We start from the raw sequence: 20,301 nt of genomic DNA, 5'->3' as shown, positions 1-20,301 counted from the left end.
CTTTGACGGAGGTCTGCTACCGGTAATCCCTCGCTCCGGTATCCTGCTACGCTCCAATCACCTAACGGTGCTTTAATCATGATTGCACTTTGTCCATTTTGCGATGCAAATTGAGCGCACCGAAGAATTTCCGAAGATCATGGTTAACGCTCAGTAAAGCGCTACCGGCCGCAAGTCGTGTCGATCACATCCATCCCGCGACGGTAACGGTCTGCTTTCTGAACGCCACCAGTCGTGCCGGACTGCAACAGATGCACTCGGTTTGTCATTGTGCTGGGATTGCGAAGGAGAGATTTGGCGCAGTTTTCTCAGGCTGCTGTATCAAGATGCATCAATAGTTTGTCGTGATAGATGTCGCCGATTCTAACGCGCCGATAATGTGCTGCAGTTTGTCCGGGTTGCGGGTGCAATAGATGGCGACGATTTTTTCCCGTTCGACCTGCAGCGCGGTGGTCTGTACGACACTGTCGCCTTCTATTGTCACGAAGCCCGGCAAGCCATCGATGACGGCATAGTGGATCAGTTGCGAGGGATGTGCGCGGAAAATTCGCGCCAGTCGCTCATGAAGCCGCATGGTGGCAGAAAGCCCGATGTGTGGTCGCTGCGATGTCGGCACCTTGCCGCCGCCGTCGGCATAGACAACGACATCCTCTGAAAGCAGAGCCTGAAGGGAGGCCATGTCTCCCGTTCTCGACGCCGTGAAGAAAGCCTCGGCAAGCTTGAGCCCTTCTTCCTTCCCGACCGCAAAACGCGGCCGGGCCTCGGTGACATGTGCCCTCGCCCGGCTGGCAAGCTTGCGACAGGCGGCCGCCTCACGACCAATTGCCGACGAGATCTCATCGAAACTCATGCCGAACACGTCATGCAGAAGAAAGGCGGCTCGCTCCAGCGGCGAAAGACGCTCCAAGGCCAGCATCAGCGGCATGGTTATATCGTCAGCGGCATCGCCGTCTTCCGGATCGAAAATCGGCTCGGGCAGCCAGGAACCCACATAGGACTCCCGGCGACGACGGGCCGATTTCAGCTCGTTCAGACAAAGCCGGGTGACGACTGTCCGCAGGAATGCCGCCGGTTCGCGAATGGAAGCGCGATCGGTCGCCAGCCAGCGCAGCCAGCTATCCTGCACGATATCCTCGGCATCCGTGACCGATCCGAGCATTCTGTAGGCGAGCCTGACAAGGCGCGGACGCAGCTCAGCGAAGATCGGATCGGACGGCGCCTCATTCATTGGCTGCGAACTCGCGCGCAAATGGATTGACCTCGCGGCCACGAGCGAACTGCAGCGCCGTCAGCGCTACCCGACGGCCAAGATGGCGTGCGGTCGCGAGATCGGATGCCGGTGGCGCCGTCTCCGGGCCTTCGTCTGTATTGGCCTGCGCCGCTGCACCAAGCCAGAAGCCGAGGCGGTTCATGTCTTCTTCCGAACCTGTCGAAGAGCAGTTGGCCGGCGGCAGATCGAGACCGACCCAATGCATTCCGTGCTGGGCTGCGAAGATCACCATCTGCATCAGCGTCGAAAGCTTGTCACCGGATCGTGACCCAGAGGTAGTGAAACCGGCTGCAATCTTGTCCCTCCACAAATAGCCCCTCGCAAGAACTGTCTTCGACGTCGCCTCCTGAAACGCTTTGAATGGTGCAGAAACTGCGCCCATATAGGTCGGGGAGCCAAAGATGATCGCGTGCGCCGCATTGAGATCACTCCAGTGGCGCTCCACCCCATCTACGGTCAACAGCATAGCCTCCGCGCCATCAACCTCTTCGACCCCCGCCCTGACGGCCTCGGCTTGTCGGCCGGTATGTCCGTAGCCGCTATGATACACGATTGCGATGCTCTGCCGGATCATTGTCATCTCCTTCGAAATTGGTGTTGTGAAGGGCATGACAAGGCAAGGATTCTTAATGTGACACGTCGCGCTTCATTTTCGATGGCAATCTGCGTGACTAAGAATATCAAGAATGGCTAATATGGTGTGTATGGGATGGGAGAGCCATCGGCCATAAAATCTAATGATTTCATATGGATATGGCGGAAGAGGTGTCCGTAGAATTGCACGCTCTAAATACTTGAGATTAATTTGTAACGTATCGGGGACGTTTCGTAAGATACCCGCTAAAGTACCCGCTTTTTCGTGTCTTTTTCCCCCGCTTAATTTTTACCCATTTTCTCCGCTGCGTCCTCATAGGATGTGAGTGAGGGGCTAACCGGGCAGCGCTGTGCAGGTGTCACCGCACGTATGTGCACGGATAATGCACGGATAATCAAGTGTGCATCCGTGCAGTATCAAAAGTTGCAAATACAAATGGAAATGGTTGTATCCACCAAAGCAAAAGCCGCCACGCTCGCAACGTGACGGCCTCAAAATAAAACCGCCAAAATGGCGGTTTTTGCTTGTCATGCCGCCAAAATGGCGGTATACAGAATTCACCGAAGCAATCCTGCTTCGGCAACCAGACTGGAGGCTACCATGAGCGTTAAGCTCACCCTTCAAGTCCGGTTCGGCAAGTGGAGAGTGACAATCTCCATAGGCCGATAACTGGGGGCCGGGAGGAGCTGCAACTCCTTCCGGTTCCCAATATATCAAATCGAAAGGGGTAGTTCAATGAATCCGATGACGCTCCTGCAGTATAGGCAGCTTGCCAAAGTGACAAAACCTGTCATGGCGATGCATATGGGGATACCACTTAGCACATATGAGAAGATCGAATCCGGACAGTCGGAGTTTCGGAAAATCCATGCCAATGCGGCGAGATGGGCGCTGATAGAGCTTGCCGTCGCCTATAGTGATGCATCTATGCTGCCGACAGGGATCGCTGGTCTGATCAGCGATGCGCATTCTTTGCTGGACAATAAAAAAGGCGACCAATAGGCCGCCTCTCATCACGCTGCGCGAATAAATACCGTCATCTCTCGCCTGACAGGATCTCTACCCTCCCGCTCAACGAGCACGCCATCTTTCAAGAGCTGGAACAAGCGGCCCCACTAGTTGCTCGGGCCCCCTTCCCGGCATACGAGGCGGGTGTGGCCGCGCCCAGATTGTCGCGCCAAATTCACAGTCTCGCGCTAGCAAAAGGAACCCCTCTCGCCGGAGCGCCCCGCCATGACAACACCGGACAGCGATAAGAATTTTGACATCAGCCGCCGTAGGCTCCTTGCCGCTGCCGGGATCGGCACCGGCGTGCTGCTGACAGCCTCGTTTGCCAGTGCTGAGGAGATTGCGCCGGCACCGACCGCAATTGGCTTGACGAAGCCGGTGATGACGCCACCCGTGGCGGGGCTCCATCTTCAGTTCGGCGCCGACGCTTCTGCTGAAATGGTGGTGTCCTGGCACACGCTGCAACCGGTGAAGCGGCCGCGCGTGCTCATCGGCCGTCTAGACGGCAAGCTTGAGCAGACGGTGGCTGCGGACGAAGTAAACTATGTCGACGCCAAGTCCAACCAGACCGTCTATGCCTATCATGCCAAGGTCGGCGGGTTGGATGCAGATGCCTCCTATCTTTATGCGGCGCTCCATGAAGGTGCAGAGCCGCAATTCGGTACGTTCCGCACATCTCCGCGCGGGCGCCAGCCCCTCCGCTTTACCAGTTTCGGCGATCAGGGCACCCCACCCTTGGGAGGATATTTGACCCACCGGCCGGTGTGACGCTGCAGGGCACCACCTACATCAACGACAATCTCGGCTCGCCCGCGGCTGGTGACACCACGCTAGGCGTCGAGCGGCTGCGTCCACTCTTTCACCTCTTCAATGGGGACTTGTGCTACGCCAATCTCGCCCATGACCGCGTGCGTACATGGTGGGATTTTTGGAACAACAACACCCGCAGCGCCCGCAACCGCCCCTGGATGCCGTCCCCTGGCAATCACGAGAACGAGCTCGGAAACGGCCCGATCGGCTACAGGGCTTACCAGACGTATTTCTCCCTGCCAGCCGCCGATGGCCAGACTGATGTGACACATGGGCTTTGGTACAGCTTCACCGCCGGCTCGGTGCGGGTGGTTGCCATCGCCAATGATGACGTCGTCTATCAGGATGGTGGCGATTCCTATGTCCGCGGCTATTCCAACGGCGCCCAGAAGGCATGGCTGGAGAAGGAGCTCGCCGCCGCCCGCGCCGACAAGTCGATCGATTGGGTGGTGGTATGCATGCATCAGGTTGCGATCTCCACCGCCGACAAGTTTAACGGCGCTGATCTCGGCATTCGCCAGGAATGGCTGCCGCTGTTCGACAAATATGGCGTGGACCTGGTGGTGTGCGGTCATGAGCACCATTACGAACGCTCTCACCCCATCCGAGGCCAGCAAAATAACGACACGCTGACACCAATCCCAGTGGGAACCGCTACCGACGTGATCGATACCACCAAGGGCACGGTGCATATGGTGATCGGTGGTGGCGGCACCTCGGTGCCTTCGAATGAGCTCTTCTTCAACCCGCCCTGCTGTCGCGTCATCATGCGGGTCGGCGATCTAAACCCCGCCACCCACAAGCGTCCGCCAGTCTATGTCGTCGAAGAGGCGCCGTGGTCGGCTGTGCGAAATGCCGCCCATTCCTACGGCTTCGCTGCGTTCGACCTCGACCCCGGCGCGCATCCGGGTGACTTCACGACGATCACCGTGACATACTACGACGTGGTCGGCCCCGATGGTCAGATCGCGCCCTTCGAAAGCTTCACTCTGCGCCGCCCCAGGCGGGATTAAAACGCAGCCCTGACCAACGACGTGAAGCGATAGTGTCTCCTACGGTCGCGGCTGTAAGTTTTCGGTTGCCCGCAGAGCTTCGAGCGCGCAGATTGCGATCCTATACGGAGTATACTGAAGCCCATTTGGATAGCTCTGTTGAGGCAACCACTCAGTTTTCCGCGGACCTACGCGTTGGATATGTTGCTGATCACGACGAGCTACCCTGTTTTGCGACGCATGAAACAATCGCAGCGCCTGATGTAGTCGAGCCTTTGGCGGTTAGAAGATGAGGCTTGTCCGCAATGCCGTCATCAATTGCAATCTGCTTTTTCGCTGAAGCGAACGCATCAACGAATTGCTTCGCCTGGTCGCCTTCCAAGGTCACTTCGGATGCAGCCAGATTGTCGCCGACCGATCCGGTATCACCCTCGGCAGTGAATAGAAGCTTCCCGTCAAATGCAAATTTTAGTGTAGGCTTAAAGTCTTTCAGGCGCTTATCGTAAGCAAATCCAGGAATTGCGCGAACTCTCACCCCTTTCGTGGCGCTATCGCATAGAACGAGAACGCCAGACCGAAACGTGGTCATAAAGTTCACCGAGACACTTTCACCGCCCGAGAACGGGTCAGATTCCTTATCCACGGACCAGCTTTGAAAACCCGCCTGGCTTGGGAACGTTGTTGTAAGAATTGCAGCTGCGGCCAGCGAAAGAATACGAAACATCAAGCCCCCTTTTTTCTGATGCACGTATATATTGCGCCATCTGATCCGGATAAATCAACCATGAATGGGCTAAAGTTTTGACGGCTACCACGTCATTTGCTTTCCGAAAGTCGAGGAAACAGTCGCTGAATGTGTCGGTTATGATGTTGGCGACTTGCGTGCAGAACCGCCTGCTAGCTTTTCTCTGGCCACTGAAGATTGCGGATGGCCATGATACGTCCGCCCTCTCGGAATTTGTTCATTACCTTGGCGAGCTCTGGCGCAAGCTTGCGATCTTCGTCACGCATGAGCCCGACCGGCTTAACGTACAGGTCGCTACGATGGATCATAAGCCTGCGTAGCGGAAGCCAACCAGACTGGCCTAAATTGCCGACCAGAGCGCGCCGCAAGGCATTAGTGGCAATATCCACCAATTCCAACCCAGCCTCTGGGTCGCTGGAGAATCGGAAGCTCTCTCCGTACATCAACTGAAGATTGACACCAGCACCTCGTGTGCGATCTCCGGGTGGGACTTTATCGCGAAGATACTCTGGTACTTCAGCAATGAAAAAGCGCTCGAAATGCCGATAGTCGCCACCAGGCAACAGGTCGGCCGGTCTCTCAATCGACATCGCCTGAAGCCAGACCATAAGGGTTTTGTACCACCAGTCTTCCCAATCAGTCACCGCAGCTGGGTGCTTTGCGTCCACTACCCAATGAAACTCGGCAAGCTCTTTTGGGAATCGTTGACAGTGATAGAGGATCATCTCCTGCATGACCCGAAACAGCAGGTCAGTCATTACCACAGACTGCACATATAGCTGATCAGGGAAGCCGGCCATTCGCGCTTGCAAGGCAGCAACTCCGTCGCGCAGTTCCTGCGTGTGTCCGTTCGTAAGATTCGCTGATAGGCTTGCGCTGCGGCCATCCCTATGAGCGGTAATGTCATCGGCGTTATGGACTCCCAGATCAATCATCGAAGCACAGAAAATCGCGTCATTCTTGCGCAGTAATTCCACTACGGCAGCGACCTGCATTTCATTGAGAAGGCTTCCCTTCACCTCGCCGTTGCGCTTTGGGAAGTTGGTTCGCAATTGCTGATATCTATTGAATAGCTTTGGCAAGCTATATGAGGTGAGGATAAGAGCACCAATGGCCGAAACCGCAGGTTTGCCCGAGCCAACGCCAGCGAATGTACCGGATTCGTCGATGAAGATATGCAAAGCGATCTCCCCGCTTGATGAATAGCTGATTCGAGGTTGTTCATACCATGCTGTCCCACGGTGATGCCCCCCCTCAGGCACGCGCCAGCCGCTGGCTCGAGGAGGCACCGGCGGCGTTCGCCTAATCGGTTAGCATGAGCCAATGCGTCCGCACTCGCCTGCCATCTATTCTGCTGGAACATCCCTCCCCCACGCGTGTTCTCCTTCCTCACAAGAAGGAGGAATATCATGACCGACGAACTAAGTGCAGGCTTCACAGGGACACCCGCAGATCCGCCCACTGGCGCGCGGAAGGTCGCAAAGGATGCCAAGGACGCCGTTGTGCGTGAGAGCACCGCCGTCGCCGCAGGCGCTGCTGAGCATCCGCACACCGCGACCGGCATTGTTCTAACGATCGGCGCCATCGCTTTCGCTATTGGCTACGTCATGGGCCGCGATGCGGCGACAAATGATTCTCGCTGGTGGTGACGCGACTGGCGGGGTGCACCAGACGCCGGCTGCGGCGCGAAACATTTTGCGAACTCGTTGATCTCGCCCCGCTTGAAAGAGCGGTAGGTCAACCAGTCAACTTCGCCCCGGCCGTCATTACACGCCTTGCATGCCATGGCTAGATTATCGGGGTGGTTAGATCCACCATCCGCGCGGCGCCGCAAGTGCTCGATCGTGGCAGCGTCAGGTCTCTGCTGATCACGCCAGCGATAGGAAAGAATGACATGCCGGTCGCAATAGCAGCATTTTCCTTCCTGCTTTGCGAAGAGCGTGAGCAAATAGCGTCGTTTCAAAACCGTCTTCATTTCGCAACGGTAACACACGTCGACGAAAAAACCGCCGGCTGGTGAGACCGGCGGCGCGCTTTGTGGTGGCGGGGGTAATTGGTGGCCCGCCGCCGACATGCGGCGATAGCGACGGGCCGGCGCCCAGGGCAAGGCGCAAAGGATGCGGGCGTACGGATCACGCGCCGCAAAAAAAGAAATCAATGAATATGCTTGAGAGACCGACCTAATACGTACCGCCGCTCCGGTGCAGCGGTCACAGGAATGATGGTGTAAATTTCTACGCCCATTATCGTGCGGTGGCGGTCGATCACGAGTGCGCGCTCGCCACGGTATTCTACAAAACTATTTAATTTATATGTCCAATCAGCGATGTAGACGCGGCGTCGTCTGCCGATCAGTCCGCGCGGCAATAGGGTTCTTTCTGTATGCGTATGCGTATCCACGGTATCGCTCCTCGTTGCGTTCGTGACAGTCATTTGTTACAACACGATATAAAATACATCGAGTTGACCATAAGTCAATAACTTTTGCATCGGATTATAAAAAATGTCCATTTCTGCCGCACAATGCCGAGCCGCTCGCGCGCTCCTGGCTTGGTCTCAGGGTGATCTTTGTGCGGCCGCCGACGTGGGCCGCGCGACGTTGGCTAACTTCGAACTCGAAAAAAGCACGCCATATGTCCGGACGCTGCGTGATATTCGTGCCGCCCTCGAAAACGCTGGCGTGACGTTCCTCGAGGCCGGCGGCATCGCAAGCGGCCCCGGCGTGTCGCTGCATAAGCCGAATGGTGGAGCTATCGACGTGGACGACAGCGAACTCGTTCAATATCGCGAAAACCTGGAGAACGACGCGCCGCCCGGCGCGGGCGGATGACACGCGAGAGCCGCCGACATGTCGAAAATCAACCATCTGATAGCATCAGAAAAAACCGTCTGCGACCGATACGAAAGGGGTCTCATATAGCGAGAGACCGTGCGCGAGTGGATCTTGCGTCTGGGCATCTAACCAGCGCGATATGGCGATCGTTTGCGGATAGCGCGGGAATGGTTCATAGCTGATCCAGCAAGCGAAGTGCCGACCAATATAAGGCAAGTCGACATTGAGAAGCTGAAGGCAATCTTTTCTCATTGATCAGTCGGACTTGATTGTAATCGCCGATACTATACAGACCAGCGAAGGACGCGACTGCCGTTAGTTTAGAACGGGGTCGGGTGGCCGATTGACGTCACGCTGCTGCCACGAGATCACGTGGCCGTCCTCTCACTCTGTCATCGTATACCTCTTGACGCGCCCGCTTTTCGACATACCTTCCAGATGCGGCCCACCAATCCGCGCCTGGGTTTCCCGCCCACCACCACGAAAGAGGATTCGAATCGCTTTCCGGCATTCGTGCCGGCCGGCGATTGTTTTTTCTGGTATCGGAGGTGTTTGGTGGTCCTCAAGCTTATCAAAAGAAAAGACTCACCGAACTGGTGGCTCCGCGGAACCATACGGGGCATTTCTGTCTGCGAAAACACCCGAATTGCCGATCGGGAGACCGCCGAACTTATCCTCACCGTTCGAAGCAAAGAGGTGCTCGACGAGAGCATATTCGGACGGAAGGTCAACGCCACGTTTGATCAGGCGGCAGAATCTTACCTAAAGGGCGGTGGATCGACCAGGTTCCTATCGCTTCTCAGTAAACAACTCGGCAAGAAGCATCTTCGCAAAATCCGCCAAAACGACCTCGATGATGCGGCACACAAGATTTTTCCAACAGCACGGCCAGAGACACGCAACCGTCAGTGTTACACGCCGTTCATTGCGGTATGGAACCATGCCGTGAGGAATGGCTGGGCTGACGTTCGGCAATGGTCGCGACCCCGCAAACCGAAAGGAACGGCACGTCACCGAGAAGAGACCCGGAGCGGCACTCGCCCGGTGCCCTATGATCGAGCAGCACAGTTCGTCGCTGCCATGTCGCCTGCCCCGGCAATGGCTATGACCGCGCTGTTTTACACCGGTATGCGGCCGATCGAACTCTTCACGTTGGAAATGAAAGACGTCGATGTCGCCGGACGATGGATCGTTATCCGCAACAGCAAATCCGGCGAACCTCGGGGCGTGCCCATGCATGAGTTTATCGCTCCGTTATTCGAGTCCCTCTTGGCTCGGAAAGATCGTATGCAGCAGGTGTTTCGGACCTTCAAAGGGCAGGCCTATACGATCTCTGCGGAATGGGGCGGTCAACTCAGCAATGGAATAGTTGGAGCGCGAAAGCGCCTCGCTCGGAAGGGAGTCGATATAACCGACGTGTCTCCGTATACCGGCCGCCATTCCTGCTCGACGGAGCTTGTCATCGCTGGCGTTCATCCGCATATCAAGGATCAGATCCTCGGGCACGCCGTGGATAGCATGTCCCGTCACTATACCAACGTGCCGCAAGCGCCGCTTATCGAGGCCATCAACAAGCTGCCGGTGCCCGACACGTGGCGCGCGCTGCCATGGTGGACCGATCCGCTGGCCCACAGTCGGCAACATGTAAAGTGGGGGGCGAAATAGATGACCGACCCGCTTTCAAAGCTCCCCATGTTCGCCACGGACCGGGAAATCGCAATTGCCATCGTCGGCAAGGAACGAGCCGCCATGTTTATAAAGGCTGTCATCCCTCAGCTGGAGCGCAAGGGATTTCCGCGGATCGATCCGCTCCATGATGGCCGCCCGGTTCCGCTGATCAGGAAATTCTATGATGGATATTTCGGAATCACCGCCGGCTTTGCCGCAGTAGCGCCAGATGGAGAAGAAAACTTGGGCGTGTGGAAGCGCGGAAGTCGCAGATCCAATGATCGAAAGCCCCAATTGGGCTTGGACGGCAGGAGCCAAAAAATCCTTTTGTACATGATCGCTCATCCAGACGCTCGAACTCATGTTGCCATCCCTGACGCAGGCATAACCACAATGAACAGGCTGGCCGAAAAAGGCGCCATAGTTGCCGGGAAGAAAGATGGCGGCGGTGATATCGTCTGGTCGGTTACAGACGCCGGCATCGAAGAAGCGAAGCGCATCGAGTTCTGGCACCATGGGAAGTCGCTATGAAAAACGAAGCCTGGATTCAAAAGTCGGCGCAATACTATGTCCGCTTCACTGAGCCGCTCGATCCCGATCGCGGCTGGTGCCGTGAGGACGTGCAATTGGCGTTCATGGCTGGAGCTCGTGAACAACCTATTCGCCGGCTACTCACTATCGACGAAGTCGCCGAGCTTCTGGCAACCTCCGTTTCGACGATCCGCGATCTGATCCGCCATGGTGAACTTGTTTATGTGAAAGTTGGACGAGGCACAGAACGAAATCATGTGGCGATCGCGCCCGAAGAAATAGAGAGCTTCCTAAAGCGCCACTCCAAACGAGATTTCACCTCGAGCGGACCGTCTACCGCGCGGCAATCGACCCGTAAAACGAAGCTGCAGCTGTCAATCGAGCGGGCGACTGCCAAGGAGGGTAATTTTTTGACTCAGTTCCCCGCGCGGCTGGCCGAGGCGAAGGCGAGGAAAAGAAAATGACAGACGGTAACTCCCCTCGCCTCATTGGGCGCAGGGATGCCGCAGCTTACTGCGGCATTGCCGAATCGACGTTCTCTCTCTGGGTGGCGACACACAAGATGCCTCAGTGCATCCCCGGAACTCGCAAGTGGGATCGCAGGGCAATCGATGCGAAGCTTGACGAAATTAGCGGACTTGGCGTGAATAACATATCAGTGGAGACAGATCTGCAGAAATGGAGGCGCGAGCGTGACGCGCGCAAAGCTCAAAGGGCTGGCTAAGGTCAAGAAGGCCTTAGCCACAGGCAGGACGATCTACTACTGCTATGCTTGGCGGGGCGGCCCGCTTCTCAAACATAAGAACGGCTCGCCTATTCAGCCTGGCGACCCTCTCCTAGCTCGGGCATTTGCTGATGCTACCAAGGACCGACACATAGATCCTTCAGAGACGATGGCCAAGCTGATTACAGAATACCGAGCGTCGTCTGATTTCCTCGGAAAAGTCGAGAAGACACGTCGAGAATATGACCGGTATCTCGACATGATCCGCGAAGAGTTCGGCACCATGTCGTTTGCAGCACTGCAGGACAAGGAAGCTCGTAGAGACTTCAAGGATTGGCGTGACACGATGGCCGACCGTCCACGCACCGCCGATTATGCCTGGACAACACTGGCTCGCGTTCTGTCTTTCGCAAAGGACCGTGGCCGTGTCACAGTCAATGTATGTGAGCGCGGCGGTAGGCTCTATTCCGCCGATCGTACAGATAAAATCTGGAGAGACGAGCAGCTGGAGAAGCTTTTTTCGGTCGCTCCAGCTGAGATTAAGGCGGCTGTTGTTTTTGCGTTGTGGACTGGCCAACGCCAAAGCGACCTGCTGAAAGCTGAGTGGACGAATTACGACGGCCAGGCACTGCGTGTCCGCCAAGGCAAGACAGGCGCACGCGTGGCTGTACCCATAGCGGCCGCAGTTCGAACGATGCTAGCCTCGATGCCCAAGAAGGCAATTACCATACTGACCAACACTCGCGGAAAGCCGTGGACTAGCGATGGTTTCAGGACGTCGTGGGGAAAGGCGTGCGATACTGCCGGGATTACCGGCCTGACTTTTCATGATCTGCGCGGAACGGCAGTAACTAGACTGGCTTTGTCCGGATGCAGCACGGCACAGATCGCTTCGATATCGGGACATAGTCTTAAAGATGTAGAGCAGATTTTGGACGCTCATTACCTCGGCGGCAAAATAGAACTGGCAGAACAGGCAATCTTGAAGCTTGAGCAGCACGTTTCTTGGTGAACTCTTCTGGCTCCTCCTACGACAATCTCACCGCTTTTCAGCAGAGCAATAAGACGCCAACGCCGGAACAAAGAAAGAACAAAATAGCGCTAGCGATTTCTTTGTGGATGAACTGAACTCAGACGTCGCTCAAGCGCGCTTTTCCAACCGATATTCGCCATATTGTCCAAACAGCCAAGGAAACGACGCGCTGACAACGCTTCAATGTCGCTCCTGGCTGTTGGCGCTATACCCGCCGGAAGGGGAGTAGTTACCGCTACTCCCCTTCATCGCGGTAAAGTTACCCTGCTACAAGAAAACTAGTGGCGCAATGCCAAAGTGCAAGTTATCCAAAGTCGCGGATTTTCATCCGCATGGAGGTTTCCCCGTGCCGCATAGAAAATGGAGCCAGGCGGTCACGATCGCTCTTGAGAGCCCCGACGAGTGGGTTGTTATCGATACGACCCAAGCCGCCAGTTGGGCACTTATCGAGGATTGGCCGCTTGAGGAGGCGCCCGCATTGGATCGAGCCTTGTCCGTGTGCGCCGATGTGATCAGCGGCAAGCGAAGCCCCGAGGATGCTCGCCGGGCGTTCATCGATGCGGTCAATGAAGCCCATATTCCAATGAAGGAAGGGTGAGTTCGTGTGGCGTCTTGGGTTCTGTGTGGCCTCGGCACGTTGCTGAGGCATCCCTCGCCTTAGTGAGAAACTTTTTGCCACTATTCGTTTCATCCCAAATCTGCTGCCGTTCGATGTCTTAATTCAAATATGGCTCTGCAGCTATTGGGCGAATTCTTACGCTCGACATTCGCCCTCTGTTCGGTAATGATCGCCGAATTGAGGACTTAAGCCGTGTTTAGTATTCGAGTGTTCCTAATCGGAATGGCCTTTCTTCTTTGGGCGGTGAATGCGCGAGCAGAAGACAGCATCGCGCCATTTTCGGTGTCGCCTGTTTGGCCGCTAGCAATCCGCTTGGACGGCCCGATCGATGGCCGCTCGGCCCTCACGTTTCGACGAGTGCTGGCAGCCAACCCGAGCCTAAAAATCCTGGTTCTGAACAGCCCAGGCGGCGATGTCCAGAACGGACTGCTGATTGCGGACGATGTCTATACGAAGGGCATGAGCACTGTCATTCCCGCTGATTCCGCATGTGCCTCGGCTTGCGCCTACGTCTTTTTTGCCGGCCGTAACCGCATCGTGCAAGGTAGGCTCGGCGTGCACCAGATCAGCGGCAACGTCGGTCTCGGTGATGCGCAGTTAAATATCTCCGATATTCTCGACACGTTGAACAAATACGGCGTCGATCAGCGCATATTCCCGATCATGTTCCGCACGGCGCCCGATGACATCCATTTTTTCAGCACTGATGAGATCAAGCAATTCGGGATTGAGCATCTCTCACCGGATTCGCAAGGCAGCCAGATTTCATCGACACCTGCCACCACGCCGACGATCCAATCCGCCCCCACATCGATAAGCGGCATGCGGGACGAAGAGGCGCAGGCCAGAAACTTTGTTGCCGAACTGGTGAATTCCGGGAGCCTGCCGGCCAATCAGGCAATTGCCTTTGCCTCGAATGTCTATGCCGGCGAAGTCCGCTTTTACGGCAAACAGAGAAGCTTAGACGAAATACTTGATGACAAGCGCAAGTTCTTCGAGCGCTGGCCGAGCAGAATGTACCGGCTGAGGCCGGAAAGCCTCGTGACCGCATGCGACGCTGATCTTTGCCGGGTAACGGGCGATTTCGACTGGTATGTGAGCAGCCCGCAACGAGCAAAGAGCCTCAGCGGCACGGCTGCATTTTTCTACTCACTCAGCATGAATGGCCGCATTCAAGTCGTGGCCGAGGATGGTAAGGCTCGAAAATGATCGCCGACACAATGATTTATCGACATTTTCTAATATAATGGAGACAGGCATGAAACGTTTGATTGCTATCGCCGCCTTGGCGGTAATGGCCTTTTCGACAACCGCCGAAGCCAGATATGATCGCCGGCCATATAATGGCTTTGCCACGGGCCACTGCAAGCGTGCCAGCTGTTACGCGAAGCACCCCGGCGGGACCTATCGCTACCCATATCATTACGGACACAGGCGTCATTAGGTGTCGAGTTTAAGCGTCTGTAGTCACAAGGCGAGTTATCGCCATCGACATTCGCGCCGAATCCACCAAAAAATGATTTCGAGCATGGAGAGCTTGCAATGCGGAAGCCGCAGCGGCCGGCGATAAGGACGCGAAGAAAGCCTCGTAAAAAGAACGCCTCTCGCCTAACACCCCCGACGTGGATCTACTTCGCTGCGGTCATTGCCATTCCAGCGACTATAGAGTTCCTTATCCCTAGACCTTGGGCCCATTTTCCCTGGGTCGTCGGCCCAATTGCCTGGCTGGTGACAATTGTGGCCATGATCTCTTTCCTTTGGTCTTTGGTTACTCGCAAGGGGCTAACCTTAGGATCTGCAGGCAGTTGCATGGCTCTCGCGGCCTTCATCGTTGCCGGCGCGGTATACTTACTGGCGCCTTCAATAGCGTTTTTATTCACGCTGTTGGCCTCGCAAGTCATAGCGACAATCATCTTCATCGTGTTGGCTTTTACCTTACGGAGGCTTCAAATTGGCGCGGATCCGCTACGCCACATGGAAATTCGTTCTCTGACCCTTAACCTGGAAGCGGGCCGCCAATGGCTGCGGCACGCTCTGCCGGCTCTGGTTTTATGGGATGGTCTAACGCTTATTTTTCTCCGGACGGGGTGCAAGGATCTCACCATAGCGACAGACGTTCGCAGGTGCATGGATGGCGAAGTCGTAATGGGAGTCCATGGACCCTTTTCAAACATCTACTACGCGGCATACTTCGGGATGATGGCTTTCGCGGCACCGGTTTTGGCTGTCTTGCAAGCACTATGGCACCGCGTAAAGCGTCCGAGTGACAAAGAAGGGTTGTCGCGGTAAACGAAAATGGCACGACGGTGCAACCGCCTCCCAAAATCGATCAGTCGGACGGTATGCCCTCGAAAGCTCTCGACACCTTCAGCCGACTATCCCAATTCGCAATGAACTGACGGGCAATCTCAGCACTATCCGTGAATGTCACGTTCTCCGCATTCCGCTTCTGCGCCGCAGCGGTGTAGTTGTATGAGCCGCCGACGGTCAGATGGCCGTCGATGACAATGATCTTGTTATGGGCGATCGCCGGCTCGAAATCGATCCAGACCGGCACGCCAGCCGCCTCGAGCAGCGTCGCGCCCGAATATTTCCGCTCATTAGTCTTGTCGAGGATCGCCAGAACTTCAACGCCCCTGCCCGCGGCGCGCTGCAGCGCGTGGATGATCGGAAGTGACGTGAAGCCATAGGCCTGAACGCGGATAGATGAACGGGCTCGGTCGATCGCCTCGATGATCTTGCCCTCACACTGTTCGCCGGGCGTGAAGCAGACGGAGATTTTCGCCCCAACCGGTTGGCCGGCATAAACCGGGCTTATGAACACAAGGGCGGCAGTCGTGGCGACGATGATTCTCATCTCTTTTCCATAGCATACCGGGACATTTCACTCGTCCCCTCAATTTCGAGGATTCCCGACCAGCCTATAGGGGCATATACCTATGGGAGCAAACTGACGGGGAGACACGCATGTATGGCCCTGACGATGAAGCCAAACATTTGCTGGAAACGCTACTGTTCACCTTCAAAATGATCCTCGACAATGAGGAACATCGGCAGCGGATCGCCCAAGGTTTTCTGGATGCGAAACAGCTGATCGCTACGGACTATCGCGAAGAGCACAGAGCTCGCCCGGCCGTCGAGGCATGCCTCAAGAAATTTGCCGCCCTTAAGGCTAAGGAAGATTTTGCCGCAATGGGATGGATGTTGGCGGCAATCCAGGAGCGCTTGACCGAGGAGAACCTGCCAGAATGGGAAAAGCTCGAAAAGCTAGCAGACAAGGCGGTGTCATTTCTGCCCGTGAAGAAGCATCCCATTCAGTAACCCCAGCATAACAGCCAACCTCGTGAGCCCTCAATAGTGAGAACTCGTCGGCATGAGCGTGCGCCGGCTTACCGAGATGAGGATTATTCGCAGACCGGTGTGGAAAGAGGTGAAACTCCAGCACACTCCGCTCGACTTTTGCGTGCAGCCGTACAAGATGCCCTCACTGGAACGGTAGGAGATGAGGGCTTCGTGACAACAATGACACATCCAGCAAAGCGCAAGTACTGGGACATAGGAATTTGGGCAGCACTATTCACAGGCATCGGAGTGTTATTCTCTGGATGCGCGGCGGCTGCAGATTCGGTCACCGCCAGATCCGGTGAAAGAACTCTCATCGGCATGGCTATGGCCATCGATAAAAGCTGCACATCAGCAACAGCCACCTTTATTTATCCGGAGACCCCGGGCTATCCCGCCCACGGCCAAGTTAGCTACAAATTGGCTAACGGCCATTTCAAAAAAGATACCTCCTATGTCTGCGCTGGCAAAACGACGAGAGGCGTTGCCGTAATTTACCGATCCGATCCGGGCTTCGTCGGAACCGACAGGGTCACCGTTCGAACCTTCGATCACTCAGAGCACGTCATAAACATCACGGTCGTGAAACAATCATCGCCGCTGGCGCGCTCTTCGAAACTTAGAGGTCTATAGGGTTCAGGGCCCTTCTCTCGGTCATGCGGCTGATGTTCATTACCCGCATGATTATCCTGTTTGACGCGTGCGTCTATGATGGCGAAAGTGCCATCGTAATCTTCGACCAAGGCATAGCGTTCTCTCATACCTCACGATAACACGCTTTCGCAGCGAATCCAGAAGTGCAGTCCCAGGGCTTCCCTACCGCAGGCCGGCGCCAAGGCGAGCGCTTGACTCTTTCCCAAAATGAGAACATTTATAGAACAAATTGAGGAAGACGCCATGAGTACCGCCGAGAAATTCATTGTCCTGCCGTATCGCAAGAACCGTGGCAACCTTGTGCCCGGCGAGATGCGCCAGGCGACCAGCATTCCCTCCGCAGAGAAGATCGCGGCCTCCATGGCTTCCCGATTTGTTGGCGTTGCCGCTTATGCGGTCATGGTGGACGAGGAGACTGGCGACATGTCGTCTCCCCGCCTGCTGGCGAAGCACGGCGAAGTCGCCGACCTGAACGCCGCCTGAGATAGACCGATATTTTCAATGTTGAACCGCCGCAGTGATGTGGCGGAATGAGGACGTGTGACTATGAATGCCCAGCCGATCGCCATTGAAGAAGCCGAACTCGATCCCGTCGAGGCGGCGCTTGCCCTCTATGATGGCGATGCCCGTGCAACGATCGCCGCCGCTCTGGAGATGCTGCAATTCGTCCGTGCTCAATTGGCCTTGACGGAAGCGGCCATGTGCCACGGCTTTACCCGAGGCTTCAGGCCGGCTTACGAGCCAATGCCCCATCACGAACCAACCTGAACCTGACAAACCGCTTGGCGTCATGCCCGCGGCATTTGGAGGATTAGAGCATGTATTTGCGAGAGAGATATTTCCGCGAAATCGAAGCGTGGCCGACCGTCGATCTGTGCGACGGCTACTTTACTATCCTGCGCCCGCAAACAGAAGAAGAAGCGCTTCCGCTTCTGCGACAGGAAGTGTTCCGGCTACAGTCCGCCAACAAGTTTGAATATTTCTACATGGGAGAAGAGATGTTCAACGGCGTCGTCAACACTGGCCCGTCGAAAAATTGGCTCGAAGTCGCCTGGTGCGAGGCAGCCGGCCTTGCTGGCATTCTTTACAACGGCGAAGGCATTCCATCCCGAGTGCAATGGTTCGATGGCAGAACGCCGTCAGAGGCTATCGATCAGTGGTGCAACGAATTTGTGGTTCCCTGGACCGAAACCTATGGCAGCGACGATGACGAGCCTTCTGCCGCGTAAATGCCCGAGAAGGCCCCGAGCCGAATGGACGTGCTTTCGGCGCCCACGCTGCGCGAATACGCGAACGGCTCGCACTTCGTCAAAATCACCTGTGAGTTTTGCCGGGTAAAGCGCTTCTATGAACCGGTGGATCTGCTGCAGCTGTGCGGAAACATTTCGGTTCGGCAAATCGCAAAGCAGTTCCGGTGCGAGAAGTGCGAGCGGAAGGATTACTTGACCGTCGACCTGGTGAACCCTTCTGCAGCGGAGCGCGTCGGCATGAATGTCCGTCGGCTTACCGAGATCAGGATTATTCGCAAGCCGATTTGGAAAGATATAAAACTCTGAGGTGGATCGATGGATCGCAGGATGAGGTTGACGAGAGCCAGGCTGGACAAAGGATGGCCGTATCAGCTCATGGTTTTCACCGAAGACATGACCTTTCGCGAACTCGGCCCCCTTCACGATACCGTCCGCCAGATTGACCCTTCCTACAAGACGAAGCATGCGCGGTATTGCGGCGCCTCCTATCAAGTGCTTTGCTTCAAGGAAGAGGCGACAATGTGTGATGTGCAACGGCTGATAGGCGGCCGGATCGTGCACCCAAGCGATTTTTCCAGGTCCGGCGAATGGAACGGCAGAGGATCAAATGTGCAATCTCTACAACGTTACGACCAATCAGGAAGCGATACGACATTTTACCCGCGCGATGATCGACAGCATCGGCAACCTTGAGCCGGAGCTTGATCTCTATCCAGATCAGATGGGGCCGATTGTCCGAAACACGCCGGCCGGCCGCGAGCTGGTCAAGGTTCGCTGGGGATTGCCATCCTCACAGAAAGCGCAATTGGACGCTGCCACGAAGCGCGCGGACAAGCTTCGCGCCAAGGGTAAGGAAGTGAACTTTGACGAGCTGCTGAGAATGGAGCCGGACGGTGGAACGACGAACGTCCGCAACACCTCCAGCAAGCATTGGGCTAGATGGCTTGGCGTCGAGAACCGCTGTCTTGTGCCGTTCACGCGATTTGCCGAACCAGATCCAGCAAGCAAGGTCGAAGGAGGACGGACGCCGAATGCTTGGTTTGCAGGCAGCGTGGATGAGCCGCTGATGTTCTTTGCGGGCCTATGGGTGCCGCAATGGCGATCGGTGCGGAAGGTAAAGGAGGGAGAGATCACGGTCGACCTCTATGGCTTCCTGACGACCGAACCGAACGGGGTCGTCGCGCCTATCCATCAGAAGGCGATGCCCGCCATTCTTCGCAATCAGGATGAGGTCGAGACCTGGCTTACGGCGCCGTGGGCGGAAGCGAAGGCGCTTCAGCGGCCGTTGCCAGATGATAAGCTGGTGCTGTTGCCGGCGAGGAAAACTACGGGAGATGAAAAATGATCGAGAGCCGCGTCAAGAAGATGGAACAGACGATCATAGAGCTAGATGCTCGTTGCCTGATGCATGATTTTCTCATTGCGCATCTGCTTGGCAGAATGGGGTCGACAACGGCGGGCCTGCGCGGCTTTACGAACGCCGTGATACAGCAGGTCGGGCTTGATCTTCGCGACAATGGGATGCGCGCGCTCGGAACACCGGATGCGCAGCGCTTCGCTGATGCGCTGAAGACGTTGGGGTATTTCTCGGATTCCTTGTTGGGCGCCATGGAGAAGGCACCGAAAGAGGAGTTGAATTGACATGAGCGAAGAGCCCGACCGCCCGACGAAATTCCTGCCGACCTCGACGGGTCTCGCGGTCTACAGGGTATTCCTAGTATCGATCTGCGTCGTCTCACTGGCGATTTGGACAGTGACAATAAAAATCTTTGGCATCATTTTTGTGCTTTGCCTGCTTGGAGCTTTTAACGAGTTCATCGCCGACCCGCATGTAAAGCTCCGTGCATCTAACAGATATATAGCTCCCTACAGACTTTTCCTGTTCATTTGGAACGGCTTCAGATCTAACAAGGGCTAGAGCTTCCAATGCCTAATGAAGAACTCGAACGCCCGATGGATACCGTCCATGTCAACCACTGGTGCGAGCATTCTGGCTGCAAGGCTTGGGGCAGCTTCGGTTTTGACATCGGGGAAGGCAAGACGAAATGGTTTTGCTATGAGCACCGTTGGTTGGAGTATCGTCAGCCGCGATATGGTCACCGTCCCATTGGCTGACCATGGCGCCATCCCCAAAGCTTCAGCCAGTGACTTACGATTGCGGAGGCAGGCCGCTCGCCCAGACGATAAGTGATCCAGCAGATCTCCTGAACAGAACAAAGAGGCCGCC

The 20,301-nt window shown here is 56.0% G+C and carries 28 protein-coding genes; 21 read left to right on the top strand and 7 right to left on the bottom strand.

The genetic code is table 11. From position 1 onward, the window contains the following. Positions 1-331: 331 nt before the first annotated feature. On the bottom strand, positions 332-1,228 hold the full coding sequence (locus tag FBZ99_RS01665) for a sigma-70 family RNA polymerase sigma factor (protein WP_113352521.1): 897 nt from the start codon (positions 1,226-1,228) through the stop codon (positions 332-334). Beyond that, complete coding sequence (locus FBZ99_RS01660) at positions 1,221-1,844, bottom strand: flavodoxin family protein (RefSeq protein WP_113352520.1); 624 nt, start codon at positions 1,842-1,844, stop codon at positions 1,221-1,223. Before FBZ99_RS01660 ends, FBZ99_RS01665 begins: the two co-directional genes overlap by 8 nt. A gap of 756 nt (positions 1,845-2,600) precedes the next feature. Here FBZ99_RS01660 and FBZ99_RS01655 point away from each other — a divergent pair. The 3 genes from FBZ99_RS01655 to FBZ99_RS33325 all read left to right on the top strand — a co-directional run bounded on the left by FBZ99_RS01655 (position 2,601) and on the right by FBZ99_RS33325 (position 4,696). Continuing rightward, on the top strand, positions 2,601-2,867 hold the full coding sequence (locus FBZ99_RS01655) for an XRE family transcriptional regulator (RefSeq protein WP_145631243.1): 267 nt from the start codon (positions 2,601-2,603) through the stop codon (positions 2,865-2,867). A 231-nt stretch (positions 2,868-3,098) separates the two neighbouring features. After that, positions 3,099-3,641 carry a fibronectin type III domain-containing protein gene (locus tag FBZ99_RS33330; RefSeq protein ID WP_210248373.1) on the top strand — a complete coding sequence of 181 codons (543 nt, stop codon included), beginning with the start codon at positions 3,099-3,101 and terminating at the stop codon, positions 3,639-3,641. Then, entirely contained in the window at positions 3,638-4,696 is a 1,059-nt protein-coding gene (locus FBZ99_RS33325) for a metallophosphoesterase (protein WP_281408371.1), read from the top strand. Before FBZ99_RS33330 ends, FBZ99_RS33325 begins: the two co-directional genes overlap by 4 nt. 190 nt (positions 4,697-4,886) lie before the next feature. On the opposite strand, the gene FBZ99_RS01640 is transcribed toward FBZ99_RS33325, so the two are convergent. Both FBZ99_RS01640 and FBZ99_RS01635 read right to left on the bottom strand, forming a co-directional pair. Then, positions 4,887-5,399, bottom strand: coding sequence for a hypothetical protein (locus tag FBZ99_RS01640; RefSeq protein WP_145631241.1), 513 nt, complete (start codon positions 5,397-5,399; stop codon positions 4,887-4,889). A 173-nt stretch (positions 5,400-5,572) separates the two neighbouring features. Continuing rightward, positions 5,573-6,601, bottom strand: a complete 1,029-nt coding sequence (locus FBZ99_RS01635) for a hypothetical protein (protein WP_145631239.1) — start codon at positions 6,599-6,601, stop codon at positions 5,573-5,575. Between the two features lie 225 nt (positions 6,602-6,826). On the opposite strand from FBZ99_RS01635, the gene FBZ99_RS01630 reads away from it, so the two are divergent. Further along, positions 6,827-7,069 carry a hypothetical protein gene (locus tag FBZ99_RS01630; protein ID WP_442966435.1) on the top strand — a complete coding sequence of 81 codons (243 nt, stop codon included), beginning with the start codon at positions 6,827-6,829 and terminating at the stop codon, positions 7,067-7,069. On the opposite strand, the gene FBZ99_RS01625 is transcribed toward FBZ99_RS01630, so the two are convergent. Together FBZ99_RS01625 and FBZ99_RS01620 are read right to left on the bottom strand one after the other, a co-directional pair. Further along, positions 7,021-7,395, bottom strand: a complete 375-nt coding sequence (locus FBZ99_RS01625) for an HNH endonuclease (protein WP_145631794.1) — start codon at positions 7,393-7,395, stop codon at positions 7,021-7,023. The two genes, FBZ99_RS01630 and FBZ99_RS01625, sit on opposite strands and share 49 nt — an antisense overlap. A gap of 179 nt (positions 7,396-7,574) precedes the next feature. Beyond that, the gene (locus FBZ99_RS01620; RefSeq protein WP_145631233.1) at positions 7,575-7,820 is read right to left on the bottom strand and encodes a hypothetical protein; all 246 of its coding nucleotides are present in this window, start codon (positions 7,818-7,820) and stop codon (positions 7,575-7,577) included. Positions 7,821-7,923: 103 nt separating this feature from the next. Between FBZ99_RS01620 and FBZ99_RS01615 the strand changes: the two genes are divergently transcribed. The 8 genes from FBZ99_RS01615 to FBZ99_RS01575 all read left to right on the top strand — a co-directional run bounded on the left by FBZ99_RS01615 (position 7,924) and on the right by FBZ99_RS01575 (position 15,117). After that, the gene (locus FBZ99_RS01615; protein ID WP_145631231.1) at positions 7,924-8,250 is read left to right on the top strand and encodes a helix-turn-helix domain-containing protein; all 327 of its coding nucleotides are present in this window, start codon (positions 7,924-7,926) and stop codon (positions 8,248-8,250) included. Positions 8,251-8,691: 441 nt separating this feature from the next. Beyond that, positions 8,692-9,918 (top strand): tyrosine-type recombinase/integrase, encoded by a 1,227-nt coding sequence (locus tag FBZ99_RS01610; protein WP_333783686.1) that lies wholly within the window; start codon positions 8,692-8,694, stop codon positions 9,916-9,918. Further along, entirely contained in the window at positions 9,919-10,452 is a 534-nt protein-coding gene (locus FBZ99_RS33390) for a hypothetical protein (protein WP_246661058.1), read from the top strand. Beyond that, on the top strand, positions 10,449-10,916 hold the full coding sequence (locus FBZ99_RS01600; protein ID WP_145631229.1) for a helix-turn-helix domain-containing protein: 468 nt from the start codon (positions 10,449-10,451) through the stop codon (positions 10,914-10,916). Before FBZ99_RS33390 ends, FBZ99_RS01600 begins: the two co-directional genes overlap by 4 nt. A gap of 429 nt (positions 10,917-11,345) precedes the next feature. Beyond that, entirely contained in the window at positions 11,346-12,188 is an 843-nt protein-coding gene (locus FBZ99_RS01590; RefSeq protein WP_246661057.1) for a tyrosine-type recombinase/integrase, read from the top strand. Between the two features lie 367 nt (positions 12,189-12,555). Next, a complete protein-coding gene (locus FBZ99_RS01585; protein ID WP_145631223.1) occupies positions 12,556-12,807 on the top strand; it encodes a DUF982 domain-containing protein in 252 nt (83 codons plus the stop codon). 243 nt (positions 12,808-13,050) lie between these two features. Further along, complete coding sequence (locus tag FBZ99_RS01580) at positions 13,051-14,037, top strand: hypothetical protein (RefSeq protein ID WP_145631220.1); 987 nt, start codon at positions 13,051-13,053, stop codon at positions 14,035-14,037. 600 nt (positions 14,038-14,637) lie between these two features. Then, on the top strand, positions 14,638-15,117 hold the full coding sequence (locus FBZ99_RS01575; RefSeq protein ID WP_145631218.1) for a hypothetical protein: 480 nt from the start codon (positions 14,638-14,640) through the stop codon (positions 15,115-15,117). A 40-nt stretch (positions 15,118-15,157) separates the two neighbouring features. Here the strand turns inward: FBZ99_RS01575 and FBZ99_RS01570 are convergent, their stop codons facing one another. Then, positions 15,158-15,685, bottom strand: a complete 528-nt coding sequence (locus FBZ99_RS01570) for a phospholipase D family nuclease (protein WP_145631216.1) — start codon at positions 15,683-15,685, stop codon at positions 15,158-15,160. Between the two features lie 110 nt (positions 15,686-15,795). On the opposite strand from FBZ99_RS01570, the gene FBZ99_RS01565 reads away from it, so the two are divergent. The 9 genes from FBZ99_RS01565 to FBZ99_RS33320 all read left to right on the top strand — a co-directional run bounded on the left by FBZ99_RS01565 (position 15,796) and on the right by FBZ99_RS33320 (position 19,992). Then, the gene (locus FBZ99_RS01565) at positions 15,796-16,149 is read left to right on the top strand and encodes a hypothetical protein (RefSeq protein ID WP_145631214.1); all 354 of its coding nucleotides are present in this window, start codon (positions 15,796-15,798) and stop codon (positions 16,147-16,149) included. A gap of 192 nt (positions 16,150-16,341) precedes the next feature. Next, complete coding sequence (locus tag FBZ99_RS01560) at positions 16,342-16,803, top strand: hypothetical protein (RefSeq protein ID WP_145631212.1); 462 nt, start codon at positions 16,342-16,344, stop codon at positions 16,801-16,803. 264 nt (positions 16,804-17,067) lie between these two features. Continuing rightward, positions 17,068-17,307: a hypothetical protein gene (locus tag FBZ99_RS01555; RefSeq protein WP_145631210.1), complete on the top strand. Its 240-nt coding sequence runs from the start codon at positions 17,068-17,070 to the stop codon at positions 17,305-17,307. 57 nt (positions 17,308-17,364) lie between these two features. After that, positions 17,365-17,592: a hypothetical protein gene (locus FBZ99_RS01550; RefSeq protein WP_442966425.1), complete on the top strand. Its 228-nt coding sequence runs from the start codon at positions 17,365-17,367 to the stop codon at positions 17,590-17,592. 50 nt (positions 17,593-17,642) lie between these two features. Continuing rightward, positions 17,643-18,053: a hypothetical protein gene (locus FBZ99_RS01545; protein ID WP_145631207.1), complete on the top strand. Its 411-nt coding sequence runs from the start codon at positions 17,643-17,645 to the stop codon at positions 18,051-18,053. A gap of 24 nt (positions 18,054-18,077) precedes the next feature. Beyond that, positions 18,078-18,380 (top strand): hypothetical protein, encoded by a 303-nt coding sequence (locus FBZ99_RS01540; RefSeq protein ID WP_145631205.1) that lies wholly within the window; start codon positions 18,078-18,080, stop codon positions 18,378-18,380. A 301-nt stretch (positions 18,381-18,681) separates the two neighbouring features. Next, positions 18,682-19,419 carry an SOS response-associated peptidase gene (locus FBZ99_RS01535; RefSeq protein ID WP_145631203.1) on the top strand — a complete coding sequence of 246 codons (738 nt, stop codon included), beginning with the start codon at positions 18,682-18,684 and terminating at the stop codon, positions 19,417-19,419. Further along, positions 19,416-19,715, top strand: a complete 300-nt coding sequence (locus tag FBZ99_RS01530) for a hypothetical protein (RefSeq protein ID WP_145631201.1) — start codon at positions 19,416-19,418, stop codon at positions 19,713-19,715. The genes FBZ99_RS01535 and FBZ99_RS01530 overlap by 4 nt, the downstream gene beginning before the upstream one ends. A gap of 1 nt (position 19,716) precedes the next feature. Next, positions 19,717-19,992 carry a hypothetical protein gene (locus FBZ99_RS33320; RefSeq protein ID WP_210248371.1) on the top strand — a complete coding sequence of 92 codons (276 nt, stop codon included), beginning with the start codon at positions 19,717-19,719 and terminating at the stop codon, positions 19,990-19,992. Positions 19,993-20,301 lie beyond the last annotated feature (309 nt).

It is taken from the genome of Rhizobium sp. ERR 1071 (assembly GCF_007828675.1).
Lineage (GTDB): Bacteria > Pseudomonadota > Alphaproteobacteria > Rhizobiales > Rhizobiaceae > Rhizobium > Rhizobium dioscoreae.
This window is presented reverse-complemented; position numbering and strand designations above follow the sequence as displayed.